Origin of the sequence: Paludibacter propionicigenes WB4 (genome assembly GCF_000183135.1) — a bacterium.
Lineage (GTDB): Bacteria > Bacteroidota > Bacteroidia > Bacteroidales > Paludibacteraceae > Paludibacter > Paludibacter propionicigenes.
In genome coordinates this window covers 2,027,710-2,041,559 of the sequence record NC_014734.1, presented here as the reverse complement: position 1 = coordinate 2,041,559, position 13,850 = coordinate 2,027,710, and the positions used below count along the sequence as shown (strand labels likewise).

Genomic DNA, 13,850 nt, shown 5'->3' with positions numbered 1-13,850 from the left:
TGTTCTTGAACAATTTTATTCAATTTTTTATTTTTATTTTATGAACATTTACGTAGGTAACTTAAGTTACAAAGTTCGCGAAAATGACCTTCAAGGGGTTATTGAAGAGTATGGTCAAGTTGAGTCTTGCAAAATTATCAAAGATCGCGAAACAGGAAAATCAAAAGGATTTGCATTTGTAGAAATGGCTGACGACGCTGCTGCTGCAAAAGTAATCGAAGAATTAAACGGAGCTGAATTTGATGGCCGTTCAATGGTTGTTAAAGAAGCACGCCCAAGAAACTAAGATTAAGTTTTTAAGACACAAAAAGAACTTCTGTTATCGAAAGATGACAGGAGTTTTTTTGTAAAAATACATTTATAAATGAGCAATTTAAAAGGATTGTATACTCAAAGCAGCGTTTTCTCCAAGCTGCTTATACTTATTGGTTTGTTATTCGTGTTCGCGGTGTCCGGATCGATAATCTGGCTATTGATAACGCACGGAAATATGAATGATACCGGTTCATTGAAACTGCTACAGCTGATTCAATCTATAGCTGTGTTTATCTTGCCGTCCATAGTGTTGGCGTATCTTTGCTCAAATAACATGAAAGTTTTTTTGTCTTTAGATAAGCCAATCAACTGGGTTGCTGTTTTGTTTGTAATCTTGTTTATGATACTTATCGTTCCTTTTATCAATTTGTTAGGAGATCTGAACCAGCGATTGGTTTTGCCCGATGCTTTATCGGGCTTAGAAAAAATGATGAAATCTTCCGAAAATGATAGAGCTGCACTTGCCACGAAATTTCTTAATGTCCACAACTTACCGGCATTGTTTTTTAATATTTTTTTAATAGCCATTATCCCGGCAATAGGTGAGGAGCTCTTTTTTCGGGGAGCAATTCAAGGAGTACTTCGACAGAAACTGAATGTAAAGCTGGCTATCTGGATAACAGCGGTAGTATTCAGTGCTATTCACATGCAATTTTATGGCTTTGTTCCACGTATGCTTCTCGGAGCTTTTTTTGGATATTTACTTGTATGGAGCGGTAATCTATGGTTGTCTATAGTGGCGCATTTTAGCAATAATGTGCTGGCTGTAATTTTTTATTATCTGAAGAATAATGGATATAAAGTTCCGGACATTGATACGATAGGTACCGGTAATACTCTCTGGATAGGTCTTGTTAGCGGGGTAATTGCAATTCTTGGTTTTTGGTTTTTTTCGCGCTATTTTCATAAATGCGATAAAAGAACTTTGAACTTATGAGTGCATTGGATACGATGTTATTTGATTTTTAGTGAAGTCAGAAAATGTTTTCCGACATGACTTAACAATAAATCTTCGAAAATGAGTATTTTTGTAAGCAGAAAGACAATAGAAAGTGTATTTTAAAGTTTAAAATCAATAGAATTCAATTCATTCATTCAACAGCTTTAAATAAATCAAATCACTTTCTGTACTCATAATTTCAATTCGAAACCGTTTGGAAAAATACGCTAAAAATATAATTCTGTTTCTGCTGCTAATACTGCTTGTTAGTGGCTGTTCTACCAATAAGAACTCCTGGCTGTCCAGAAATTATCAGGCTTTAAACACACGTTTTAATGTCTACTTTAATGGCGATGTTAGCTATAACGATGGATTAAAAAATATCCAAAGGGCACACAAGGAAGATTATTCGGGCATTATTCCGATGTACCCGATAAGCGTGCATTCCAATGCAAATTCTGCGCAAAGCAATATGGATTTGGCGATTGAAAAATGTCGAAAAGCCATAAAATTACATTCTATAAAAGTAAAACCCCAGAAAAACTATAAGCGAAGTAATTCTCCTGAATATAAGTTGTTTTATAATCAGGAGGAGTTTAATCCGGCCATGAAAGATGTGTGGCTTCTACAAGGAAAGGCTGAATTTCACAAAGCAGATTTTCTAGGGTCAGTAGGAACGTTTTCGTACATTATAAGGCACTTTGAATCAGATAAAAATTTGCAGGTAACGTGTCAGTTATGGATAGCAAGGGCATACGGCGAAATGGGCTGGATGTATGAAGCTGAGCAGGTACTTTCAGGAATTCAGCAAAATAATCTCACGCATACCAATGTCGGTCTTTTTGCGGCTGTAAATGCCGACATATTATTGAAGAAGCATCTGTACAAAGAAGCTATTCCGTTTGTGCAACTGGCTTTATCGAAAGAGACCGATAAGTATTACAAACAGCGCTTTTCATACCTGCTGGCGCAGCTTTATCAAAAGTCGAATGATAAAAAGGCAGCCTATGATTCCTATACTAAAGTAATAAATTTAAACGCTCCTTACGAAATGGAGTTTAATGCCAGAGTAAACAGAGCGCAATTAAATCAGGGAAAAATCTCAGATATTCGGAAAGAGTTGCTCGCTCTGATGAAGAACCGGAAAAATAAGGATTATCTTGATTTATTGTATTTTGCATTGGGAAATACATATCTACAACATGCAGATACCCTGCAAGCGATTGAAAATTATAAACTTTCGGCTGATAAAAGTACTCAAAAAGGTTTAGCCAAAGCTGCCACTCTCATTACCCTGGGCGATATTTATTATACTAAAAGGAAATATGTACTTGCTCAACCATGCTATGAAGAAGCAGGAAGAATCATAACAAAAGATCATGAGGACTACAACCGTGTTAGCCGGCTGGGTGAGATGCTGGGCGAGTTGGTAGTGCAAAACAACATTGTAGTACTACAGGATAGTTTACAACGACTGTCGGCAATGAGCGAAGATAAGCGTCTTGAAGTGGTGAATAAAATCATTACTAAATTAACCGCAGATGAAAAAGCTGCCGCAGAGAAAGAAGCGAAAGAAAAACAAGAAGCTATCGCTGAAGCAGAATCCGAGTCGGAATCCATGGGGCAGCCTATTGGGATGAATAACCTGAATAGACTAAATAAAAAAGCCATAGGAGGAAGTACAGGCGAGTGGTATTTCTATAATCCGAATGCTATAAAGAGTGGCGAGGCTGAGTTTTTGAAGAAATGGGGTAAACGTAAGCTAGAGGACAACTGGAGGCGTATGAATAAGTCCAGCTCTGTTTTTGCTGAAGAGAATACGACTAAAAATGAAACGGTTAAGGAGGCTGCCGATACAACAGTCAATTCCAAAGCTATTAGTGAAAACAAACGGCCGGAATTTTATCTGAAGCAAATACCTGTTTCGGCTGCACAAATTGAAAAGTCAAATGCCGATATAGCTACGGCTTTATTCACCATGGGACAAATCTATAAGGATAAAATTGAGGACGTTCCGATGTCAATAGCTACATTCGAAGAATTTTGCCGCAGATTTGGTTCGGATAAACGCGTTGCAGATGCCTATTTTAATATTTATCAGATCCAATTAAAAAGCGGAAATCAGGATCAGGCCAACGTCTACAGAACAAAACTTATTACTGATTTTCCAGATTCCAAATATCAGAAAATCTTGTCTCAGTCGGATTATGCAGTGCGGCTTGAAAATATGTATAAGGAGCAGGACTCAATTTACAGTCTGACGTATAAAGCTTTCAACCAGAGCGATTACAAAACAGTGTACAAGCAGGTTGCTTATGCTAAACAAAATTTCCCATTGTCTACTTTAATGCCTAAATTCTTATTTTTAAATGCATTGAGTATAGGGAAAAGCGACAAGGAAGAAAACTTCCGAACAGCGCTGAATGATTTGCTAAAGAGCTACCCCGAAAGCGATGTAAGTGCAATGGCAAAAGATATTTTGGCGTTGATGCGACAGGGCAAAGAGGCTATACAGGGAACTTCGGGCGGCTCATTATTGACCAGAAGGGAAGAGAAGTCTGTTCGACTTGAGGACAATAAAGAATCCAATCAGCAGTTTACTGCTGAAAAAGATGGCAGACACAGGGTGCTGTTTATCAGTCAGGTGAAAGATGGGGTTATCAATAAATTATTGTACAACATTGCTTCGTTCAACTTTTCAAGGTTTATGATTAAAGATTTTGATTTAGTGGTCAGTAAGCTTGATTCTACCCGGAATGTGTTGGCTGTAACTAATTTTGAATCGTATGATGAGGCTGTCTGGTACCTGAACTCAGTTTCTACTGATGCTTCATTAATGAATTTGCTTGACCAATATAAAGTACAAAAAGTAATCATATCGGATAAAAACTTTGCGCTAGTCAAAACAACGGTTAATTTGGATGATTATCTTTTGTTTCATGGCAAAATACCAGAAAACAAACAGGGTACTAGGGTTGTTTTAAACACTCCTCCTGTAATAGAAGAAAAAGTAATTGCAAATGATAATTCGACGAAACCAGTTGAGAAAAAGGTAGAGCCTACGGTTGGTAAAACTGTTCAGAAGCCAGAAGAAAAGCGGGAAACAAAACTTTCGGAGAAACCTGTAGAAAATTTATCGGTAGCAAAAGCCGCTGATAAGCCAATAGAGAAACCGGTTCAGCCGCAGGTAAGTGCAACTAAAACTCAGACGGTATCAAAACCCGATATGACGGTACAAAAGGTTGAAGTTATCGAGAAAGAAACTCCTGCTGTGATTCCTGCTAAACCAAAGCAGGAAACTGTAGTCCCATTGTTCAAAGGTTTGTTTGCTTATCGCGCTAATGAGCCTCATTTTGTTGCAATTTTTATTGTTTCTGGCTCGATTGATTTTGCTAAGACTAAGTCTGCTTTTGATGAATACAATGCGAAAAATTATGGTATAATGAATCTGAAAGTATCGCTGGAAAATATGAATAATCAAAAGATGGTTCTTGTTGGACCTTTGAACGATGCTCAGATAGCAAAATCATATTTACTGCGAATGGTAAAGGAAAAGACATTGTATGAAGGACTTAAAGCTGCGAATTACAGAAACATTATTAGTACACAGGAGAATTTGAATACGATTGTTCAAAAAAATCAATTGAAGACGTATTTTGAATTTATGCAAGAGTATTATTTAAAATAAACCCTTCGGGGATTAGAAGAGTGCTGATTATGAGAAAAGACCGCATACTTTGGGCTGATGATGAAATGGACTTGTTAAGACCATACATTCTTTTTTTGGAAGAAAAAGGATACGAGGTGGTTACAGCTACCAATGGAAAAGACGCTGTTGAGCTTTGTCAGAAAGAAACTTACGATATTATTTTCTTAGACGAAAATATGCCGGGTCTGAGTGGACTCGAAACTTTAGCCCTGATAAAGGAGATTGATCCGGATGTGCCGATGGTAATGATTACCAAAAGCGAAGAAGAGAATATTATGAATATGGCAATCGGCAGTAAAATAGCTGATTACCTAACCAAGCCGGTAAATCCAAGTCAGATTTTGCTGACGTTGAAAAAGAATATTCATCAAAAGGAAATTGTTACGGAACATACTACTTCGTCCTATCAATCGCAGTTTGGACGTATTGGAATGCAAATAAATGATTCGCTAACCTACGAAGACTGGGTAGAGGTTTATAAGAAATTGGTATATTGGGAACTGGAGCTGGCTGAAACAAACAACGGCATGGATGAGATGCTTAAAATGCAAAAAACAGAAGCCAATAGTACATTTACGAAGTTTGTCAGACGAAATTATGAGTATTGGTTTGAACATCCGGAAAGAAGACCTTTGATGAGTCCGGATTTATTCAAAACCAAAGTTTTTCCATTGCTCGATAACGGAGAAAAAGTGTTCTTTGTGTTGGTAGATAATTTCCGTTACGACCAGTGGAAAGTGATTCGGGAGTTGCTCAGTGAATTTTACCAATTCAACGAAGAAGAGCTGTATTGCAGTATGCTTCCTACAGCAACTCAATACGCCAGAAATGCGATTTTTTCCGGACTTTTTCCTTTGCAGATTCAACAACTTTACCCTCAATTATGGGTAGAAGAAGAGGATGATGAGGGTAAAAATATGAATGAAAATGAGTTGTTACAGACTCTTTTTCAGCGTTATAGAAAAAACTACACATTCTCATATCACAAAATCAATGATTCAAACTCGTGCGAACGATTAATAGATCAGTTGCCTCGAATTGATGGGAATCAATTGAATGTGTGCGTTTTGAATTTCATTGATATGCTTTCGCATGCCCGTACCGAGTCGAAAATGATGCGTGAACTGGCCAATGATGTAGAAGCATATCGCTCACTCACGCTTTCGTGGTTTAAACATTCGGCGACCTATGAATTATTTAAAGCAATAGCCAAACGGGGTTATAAGGTTATTTTTACTACTGACCACGGTACCATTCAGGTAGACAATGCAATAAAAGTGATAGGTGATAAAAATACCAATGTAAACCTGCGTTATAAGGTGGGTAAAAACTTAAGTTACAACAAGAAAGAAGTATTTGAACTGCTTCAACCAAGCAAAGTGGGATTGCCCAGCCCTAATGTGAGTTCGGCCTATATCTTTGCTTATAATAGTAACTTTTTTGCCTACCCGAATAATTACAATCATTATGTAGGGTATTATAAAGACACATTCCAGCACGGTGGAATTTCGATGGAAGAGATGCTGATACCATTTGTGTTTATGCAACCTAAGTAAAGGGACGAAACAGCAAAAATATTATATATCAAAAAAAGAATAACAAAATTCCCCACAAAGGGATAAGGGTGATTATTATGAAAACTTACACCAACGTAAAAGACCTTGGTAACTTGCAGGATGCAATTAAAGAGGCACTGGAGATCAAGAAGAATCGGTATGCTTATAAAAATATAGGCGAAAATAAAACCTTACTTATGGTTTTCTTTAATTCCAGTTTGCGCACTCGCCTGAGTACACAAAAAGCCGGAATGAATCTGGGTATGAACACTATGGTGCTCGACATCAACCAGGGAGCATGGAAACTAGAGACAGAACGTGGTGTAATTATGGACGGCGACAAACCCGAACACATACTGGAGGCAATTCCGGTGATGGGTTGTTACTGCGATGTGATTGGAGTCAGGGCTTTTGCAAATTTTGAGAGCAAAGAATTCGACTATCAGGAGACAATTATCAATCAGTTCATTCAGTATTCGGGAAAACCGGTTTTCAGCATGGAAGCTGCCACAGGACATCCGCTTCAGGCATTTGCCGACCTGATAACCATCGAAGAATACAAAAAAACACCTCGCCCAAAAGTTGTGTTGACATGGGCACCGCATCCTCGTGCATTGCCTCAGGCAGTCCCCAATTCATTTGCCGATTTTATGAACGAAGCCGATGTTGACTTTGTGATAACTCACCCTCATGGTTACGAACTCGCCGAGAAATTTGTGCGTGGTGCTAAAGTGGAGTACGATCAAATGAAAGCCTTCGAAGGAGCCGATTTTATCTATGCCAAAAACTGGGCAGCTTATCAAGATCCAAACTATGGAAAAATTTTGAGTACAGATCGGAGTTGGACGGTAAGTGAGCGACAAATGGCGGTAACCAACAATGCTCATTTTATGCATTGTTTGCCGGTACGTAGAAATATGATTGTGACCGACGAAGTTATTGAAAGTCCGCAGTCGATTGTAATACCCGAAGCTGCTAATCGCGAAATATCAGCTCAGGTAGTAATAAAAAGATTATTAGAAAACTTATAAATCAAATTAATTATATTAACTAACTTTACTCCCCTTAGGGGTTGGGGTCATCATGAATTTAGAAACAGTTATCGCTTCCATTCGAAATGTACCGGATTTTCCAAAACCGGGAATCATATTTAAAGATATTACCACTGCCATGAAAGATGCAGAAGTACTGAAATTTATTTCAGACAGTCTGTACGAAGAATATAAAGATAAAGGAATAACCAAGGTGGTTGGGGTCGAAAGCCGCGGATTTGTACTGGGAAGTATTTTGGCATACAAATTGGGAGCCGGTTTTGTATTGTTACGTAAGCCGGGTAAACTGCCTGCCGACACTTACAAGGTAGATTACGACCTTGAATATGGTTCGGATTCGCTAGAAATACACAAAGATTCGATAGCGGAAAACGATGTGGTTTTGTTGCATGACGATTTGTTGGCTACCGGAGGAAGCGCCAATGCGGCATTGGAACTGCTCAAGAAATTCTCTCACAATCCGGTGTATGTCAGTTTCTTGATAGAACTTACTTTTTTGGACGGTAAAAAACGGTTGGGAGCAGCAAAAGAGATTCACTCACTAATTCAATTTTAAAATATCATAACTACAAAGCTGGTTAGTATACTAAGTCATACATAGATTTTTTGTCAGAACATACTTAGTGATTCTTCGTGCTTTTAGTATCTCAGTGCTAAAATATGGAAAAACTTACACTCGTAAAAGTTGGAGGGAAAATAGTTGAAGAACCTCAAAGTCTGAAACAGTTGTTATCCGATTTCTCAAAAATAAAAGGTTACAAGGTGCTGGTACATGGTGGTGGACGCTCGGCTACCGCTTTGGCAGCCAAACTTGGAATAGAAAGTAAAATGGTAAACGGTCGTCGCATTACTGATGAAGAAACTCTGAAAGTGGTGACGATGGTTTATGGCGGTCTGGTGAACAAACAAATAGTAGCCGGACTTCAGGCTATTGGTGTAAATGCATTAGGATTGACCGGTGCTGATATGAATTACATGCGTTCTGAAAAACGTCCTGTAAAGGATGTGGATTATGGCTTTGTGGGTGATGTGAAAGAGGTAAATGCCGATATCCTGGCCGACTTAATTGGCAAAGGTGTTGTTCCTGTACTGGCTCCGTTGACACACGATAAAGAAGGAAATCTATTGAATACCAATGCGGATACCATAGCCGGTGAAGCAGCTAAAGCTTTAGCCGGACATTTTGAAGTGACGCTGATGTATTGCTTTGAAAAGAAAGGAGTGTTGACTGATGAGAATGATGACGAAAGCGTCATTTCGAATCTGACTCCAGAACTTTTTGAGAAATATGTTGCCGAAGGGGTGATCAATGGAGGTATGATTCCAAAACTGGAAAACTCATTTGAAGCGCTGAATGCAGGTGTGAGAGCAGTGGTTATCACCAGAGCAGACCTGATTCATACTGATGGAGGAACGAAGATAGAACTTTAGATTAGCTGTAAGCAGTAAGAAATGAGCCAAGATAAGAAGAGGCGGAGAGCATAAAACTTTCCGCCTCTTTCTGTTTTACATATCGAATACATTCATTATGTCATTTACTTAGATTGTAACTTATTCCAAAAAACCAACCGACTTTGAATGGTTCCGAATAAACAATATCAACTCTATCTTTATAGATACGATCAGTATAATATATGTTTGAAAGCTCTTTAATTTTACTTATAGCACAGCCAAGATTCATTATAAACCTTTCTTTCTTCCCTAATATCAAACTTCCTCCAAACATCACTTTTGTTTGAATGTTTTGATCAATACCAACTCCTAGTGCAACTCCTAGTTTACAATCACGACTCTTTCTTTGATAAGCGTGCATAAAACCACAGAATCCATAACTTAGAGGATTACTATTTTCTGTTACTAGTTTGTATCCTATAATTGAATCATTTCTGAATTCTGGTTTGTTGACATATAAGTTATCAATTAAATTTGACACAAACATACCGCTGCTAAAATCAATCTTCCAACCACTAACTACTTCAATTGGAACATCAATATTTATCTCATCAGTGGCTAAGGGATATTTTGAATTCGGTTTGCCTAGAACATTTATAATTATTTCGTCAGCATCAGGTTTTTTTATAAAAGAACTTATAGTAAAAGTTTCATCATTTATGCTGTAATACAGACAGGCCAATTCATTTATAATATTACTTGATAGTAGTTTCTTTGTTTTGTCTTCTATAGTGTCAATTTCATTTTTCTTTGTATTGTCTTTTTAGTTAATAATACGAGCTGCTTCAATAATGTCATTTGCTCGTCCTGAATAATTTAACAATATGTTTAGCGCATCAGTTTGATCATTTATACTCTTCGAATTCATATATTGCTCAAAAAGCAATTTTTTATAACTTATTATATTGTCTGTTGACATTCTTGATCCAACTAATTTTTCTAAGCATTGATAGAATTGGGATATTTTATTTAAATCCTCACTCGCAATCTTTAATGTGGAGTAATTATTCACTATTTTTTTTGTCAATGCTATCTGGTTGTGATTCTCTGGAAGTATAATGAGTTTATCATATGTCAAATTGTTTGAATTGGATATTGATGTTTTCAGAAACTCAGGGATTTAAATATTTTGTTTAATTGTTTTATTATTAACTTGGATATCATATTTCAGGGTGTTTATTCTCTTCATTTTAAATGTGAAGTTTTGATTCACAACTGAAAATTTATCACCCGCGTTGTTTTGAAAATCAAATATTTGACCCATTACACCCATTTGCTGCATAACTAAAAATACAATTAGAAATGCCAATCTTAATAATCTTCTTGTTTTCATAGCTGTATAATTTTATGTTATTCTTCTTGATAAATCTTTATGTAGTCTGTTTTGAATTGAGATATTGAGAAGCGATCACCAACGTTTAATATTATTTTTATTGTTTTGGAATTCATTGGTGTAGCATGTAAACTTCCAAGGAATGTTCCATTGACATATATTTCAAATCTACCCTCATCTGGAATGAAAATACACTTTTCTTCTATCCATGTGTCTTCATTTGCATTAAAAGATAGTCTTTTTTCGGAATCGGTATTCCGTGAAGTTATGTAAATTGTGTTGTTGTCAGTAATTGCATTGGAGCTATGAAAAATATATGAATCAATTGGATTCTTTGCTTCAAAATATAATCCCGCTTTTAAATCACGACTTATAGACGTTCCCATCAACGATTTATTTTTTGTTAGCTCAGTTCTATATTGATATTTTAATTCAACAATTATCTTATGCTGGTTGGATGATAATTGCATTTCTTTTGTTTCTATGCTTTTACTTCTGAGAATCAATGCGCCATCTTTGATAATAGGTGAGCGTTCTTCATCATAAGTCCATTTATTCTTATCAATCACTTCACTACTGAAATCATCGAACAGCAAAACTTTTCTGGAGCTTTTCTTATAATACACTCTCACCGAATCTTTCAAAATATAATTATCTTCTTTGATTGAAATACGCAGGGTGTTCCAGCCTTCGGCTAATTGTAGATTGGCGTTTAGAGTGTTGGCTTTTGAAATTATTTTTCCATTACTGACGGAACTTAGTGCAAGTATGCCATTCTGAAAGTAGGGATTAAGAGCTTTTAGTACCTGAAGGCTGGCTTCCGAAACAGTGTCTCTATTGGTTATGTTAAGTATATATGGTTTCTTTAATGCCTTGTATTTGTCTTTAGCTTGTTGGGTAAGTTGTTTTTGTCGGTCTATAGCCTCTTTTTGTTTCTGATTGCTTTGTGTTAGGGCATTTTCTGAGGTGTTCCTGACATCATTATTGGTTGAACTATTACTTTTGGTTGTCTTATCAGCATCTAATCCTCCCGCTCGCATAAGTTCGGCATCAATGACTTTAAAGCCTTCTTTCCAAATTGCTTTTGCATAGTCGCCTACTGTTTTATATGGCAAGTAGTTGATGTCTAATCTGTATTTGTTTTCACCCTGTCTTTTTTCCCAAAGCGAATGAATAAATACGTCATTCCACGAAGGCGATCCCGGAGTATTGAAGCCATATCCTTCCCCCGCACGCGGAACAGTTGGTGAGATCGCGATATAAAAATTTAGAATGTGTCCATTCGCTGTATTCATTTTTATGGGGGCGCATTTCAACAATACATAATCTCTATAATCCATAAAATTAGCAGGAGTATTATTTCCTGTTTCCCATTTAAAGACACCATCTATCACCGGTTCTCCAAATAAAGTCCTAAAGTTCCATTTTATGGTAAGACTCTTTATTTCGCCATAATTGTGAGGGCTATGATAGAAATGGTTAGGATAAACGGTTATCTCCCCAGATCCTTGAGAAAATACATTAACTGTAATTATACATATTGCTGCAAATAAAATAATCTTTTTCATATTGGTTTTTTTGAACTTAATAATTGTGGTTTTAGAAATTTCTATTGATTTTGATTGAGATGGGATAATTTACTTAAGTTTCTTACTGAATAACTGCAGTTATACGTGCTAATACTCCTATTTTAAGTTAGTGTTCTGGGATATTTTATTGAAAATGTGTTGTAATACGTTTGCAAAAATAATTTGTTCTAAAATTTTAAACAATACTACTTTAGTAGTATATTTGCACTGTAAATAACTAATTTCTTGGGGTATGGATGCAAATTTGCCTGTAAGTAAAACTGAAGATAAGTCGGATGAATTAGCTTTTTTTCAAAATATTTTTGATTTGCTTCCGGCGGTTGTATATATTAATGAACTGCAAAAGCCGGGCGATCCGCTTTCTTGTAGGAATATCTGGACAAATAAAACCGGACTTGATGCGGTGGGCTATTCGCAAGAAGAAATCACGCAAATGGGGTATCGGTATTTTCAGGAAATTATACACCCCGATGACTTGGAAATACTACCCATACCTATTACAAAATATTATGAAGATGCCTCTTTACAGGTGCTTGTTTGTATGCAACGAGTCAGGTATAAAGACCAATCAGAATATCACTGGAGCTATGGTCATGGCGTGACAATAAAAACCTTTGATGATGGTTCGTCGCGACAGTTATTGGTAGTGGCTATGGATATTACGGATACAATGCATACTGATAATCAGCTGGTAGCTGCGTTGAAAGAAATAAAACAGTTAAAGAGCTGCTTAAGGCTCACCACGTTCACCAAAAGGGAGAAGGAAATTCTAACATTAATAGTAAAAGGAAAGACAGATAAATTTATTTCCGAGAAATTGTTTATCAGCATTAAAACGGCCAAAAAGCATCGCACGAATATTATCCATAAAGCGGGTGTGAAAAATACGGCTGAGTTGGTGGCTCTGCTAACAGAATGTGGTTTGAATTAATTCGTTGCGAAATTATATCCGAGTATTACAAAAACATTTTTACCTTTGTGTCGATTTTATTAAAAACATCAACGTTGAACGATCAATCCTCTTAGAACTGACGATGAAACAACTATTTATCTCTGTTTTTTTTCTTTTATTGTTTTGTCATGCTTTGTCGGCACAGCAGGAAATAAAACTTTACCCAAACGGATCGCATGAAAGTAATGGAATTACTTTGCCTGAGACTTACCGTGATCCTGAATTTATAATTAATACATCTGAACCACGCATGTATGTCTACCCTGCACCTAAAGAAATAGCTAGTGGAGCAGCAGTTTTAATATGTCCGGGAGGTGGCTATGTAGGTGTTGCGCAGATTAAAGAAGGTTCGGAAATTGCTAAATGGTTCAATGATTTAGGTGTAACGGCTTTTGTATTATATTATCGAATGCCTAATGGACATGCCGGTTTACCGCTGGCCGATGCTCAAACTGCACTGAAAATAATTCACAAACGTGCTAAAGTTTGGAATATCGACAAAAATAAAATCGGCATTATGGGCTTCTCTGCCGGTGGACATTTAGCTTCTACAGCCGGTACGCATTTTAGAACGAAAACAGAACGCCCATCGTTTATGATTCTGGCCTATCCTGTGGTAACAATGAGCAAAGAGCTGACGCATGCCGGGTCACGTGAAAATCTTTTGGGTAAAGACCCTTCTGCCGAATTGGTAAGACAATATTCAAATGAGTTACAAGTGACAAAAAGGACTCCGCCTACATTTATTGTTCACGCAAAAGATGATGGGGCTGTGCCAATTGCCAATAGTGAGAATTTGCTGAAAGCATTGAAAGCGAAAAATGTACCTGCAGAACTTCATACATTTGATGTCGGTGGTCATGGATTTGGAATGAGAAAAAACGGTATTCCGGCAGATAACTGGCCTGAATTATTGAAAACCTGGTTGAAAGAAAAAAAACTTATAAATTGA

Annotated in this window: 12 protein-coding genes; 9 read left to right on the top strand and 3 right to left on the bottom strand. The window is 36.9% G+C overall.

Features of this window, described 5'->3' with window-relative positions; translation table 11 throughout:
- Nucleotides 1–40: 40 nt before the first annotated feature.
- The 7 genes from PALPR_RS08480 (at nucleotide 41) to argB (ending at nucleotide 9,003) form a co-directional block, all read left to right on the top strand.
- Nucleotides 41–286, top strand: coding sequence for an RNA recognition motif domain-containing protein (locus PALPR_RS08480; RefSeq protein ID WP_013445210.1), 246 nt, complete (start codon nucleotides 41–43; stop codon nucleotides 284–286).
- Nucleotides 287–364: 78 nt separating this feature from the next.
- Complete coding sequence (locus tag PALPR_RS08475; protein WP_013445209.1) at nucleotides 365–1,252, top strand: CPBP family intramembrane glutamic endopeptidase; 888 nt, start codon at nucleotides 365–367, stop codon at nucleotides 1,250–1,252.
- Nucleotides 1,253–1,469: 217 nt separating this feature from the next.
- Complete coding sequence (gene porW, locus PALPR_RS08470; protein ID WP_013445208.1) at nucleotides 1,470–4,943, top strand: type IX secretion system periplasmic lipoprotein PorW/SprE; 3,474 nt, start codon at nucleotides 1,470–1,472, stop codon at nucleotides 4,941–4,943.
- 23 nt (nucleotides 4,944–4,966) lie between these two features.
- Nucleotides 4,967–6,520, top strand: coding sequence for a T9SS response regulator signal transducer PorX (gene porX, locus PALPR_RS08465; RefSeq protein WP_148226519.1), 1,554 nt, complete (start codon nucleotides 4,967–4,969; stop codon nucleotides 6,518–6,520).
- Between the two features lie 77 nt (nucleotides 6,521–6,597).
- Entirely contained in the window at nucleotides 6,598–7,551 is a 954-nt protein-coding gene (locus PALPR_RS08460; protein WP_013445206.1) for a Rossmann-fold NAD(P)-binding domain-containing protein, read from the top strand.
- Between the two features lie 52 nt (nucleotides 7,552–7,603).
- A complete protein-coding gene (locus PALPR_RS08455; RefSeq protein ID WP_013445205.1) occupies nucleotides 7,604–8,128 on the top strand; it encodes an adenine phosphoribosyltransferase in 525 nt (174 codons plus the stop codon).
- Between the two features lie 104 nt (nucleotides 8,129–8,232).
- A complete protein-coding gene (gene argB, locus PALPR_RS08450; protein WP_013445204.1) occupies nucleotides 8,233–9,003 on the top strand; it encodes an acetylglutamate kinase in 771 nt (256 codons plus the stop codon).
- A 100-nt stretch (nucleotides 9,004–9,103) separates the two neighbouring features.
- Here the strand turns inward: argB and PALPR_RS08445 are convergent, their stop codons facing one another.
- From PALPR_RS08445 to PALPR_RS08430, 3 genes are all read right to left on the bottom strand, one after another.
- Complete coding sequence (locus PALPR_RS08445; protein ID WP_041620346.1) at nucleotides 9,104–9,706, bottom strand: hypothetical protein; 603 nt, start codon at nucleotides 9,704–9,706, stop codon at nucleotides 9,104–9,106.
- Nucleotides 9,707–10,144: 438 nt separating this feature from the next.
- Nucleotides 10,145–10,357, bottom strand: coding sequence for a hypothetical protein (locus PALPR_RS08435; protein ID WP_013445202.1), 213 nt, complete (start codon nucleotides 10,355–10,357; stop codon nucleotides 10,145–10,147).
- Nucleotides 10,358–10,374: 17 nt separating this feature from the next.
- Entirely contained in the window at nucleotides 10,375–11,925 is a 1,551-nt protein-coding gene (locus PALPR_RS08430) for a hypothetical protein (protein WP_013445201.1), read from the bottom strand.
- A 253-nt stretch (nucleotides 11,926–12,178) separates the two neighbouring features.
- On the opposite strand from PALPR_RS08430, the gene PALPR_RS08425 reads away from it, so the two are divergent.
- Nucleotides 12,179–12,877: a LuxR C-terminal-related transcriptional regulator gene (locus PALPR_RS08425; RefSeq protein WP_013445200.1), complete on the top strand. Its 699-nt coding sequence runs from the start codon at nucleotides 12,179–12,181 to the stop codon at nucleotides 12,875–12,877.
- Nucleotides 12,878–12,980: 103 nt separating this feature from the next.
- Nucleotides 12,981–13,850: an alpha/beta hydrolase gene (locus tag PALPR_RS08420; RefSeq protein WP_013445199.1), complete on the top strand. Its 870-nt coding sequence runs from the start codon at nucleotides 12,981–12,983 to the stop codon at nucleotides 13,848–13,850.

Excerpts from the sequence above, each read along its gene's own strand:
- PALPR_RS08430 (WP_013445201.1), bottom strand. The coding sequence starts at position 11,925 with ATGAAAAAGATTATTTTATTTGCAGCAATATGTATAATTACAGTTAAT.
- PALPR_RS08480 (WP_013445210.1), top strand. The coding sequence starts at position 41 with ATGAACATTTACGTAGGTAACTTAAGTTACAAAGTTCGCGAAAATGAC.
- PALPR_RS08455 (WP_013445205.1), top strand. The coding sequence starts at position 7,604 with ATGAATTTAGAAACAGTTATCGCTTCCATTCGAAATGTACCGGATTTT.
- PALPR_RS08475 (WP_013445209.1), top strand. The coding sequence starts at position 365 with ATGAGCAATTTAAAAGGATTGTATACTCAAAGCAGCGTTTTCTCCAAG.
- argB (WP_013445204.1), top strand. The coding sequence starts at position 8,233 with ATGGAAAAACTTACACTCGTAAAAGTTGGAGGGAAAATAGTTGAAGAA.
- PALPR_RS08425 (WP_013445200.1), top strand. The coding sequence starts at position 12,179 with ATGGATGCAAATTTGCCTGTAAGTAAAACTGAAGATAAGTCGGATGAA.
- PALPR_RS08435 (WP_013445202.1), bottom strand. The coding sequence starts at position 10,357 with ATGAAAACAAGAAGATTATTAAGATTGGCATTTCTAATTGTATTTTTA.
- PALPR_RS08460 (WP_013445206.1), top strand. The coding sequence starts at position 6,598 with ATGAAAACTTACACCAACGTAAAAGACCTTGGTAACTTGCAGGATGCA.
- PALPR_RS08420 (WP_013445199.1), top strand. The coding sequence starts at position 12,981 with ATGAAACAACTATTTATCTCTGTTTTTTTTCTTTTATTGTTTTGTCAT.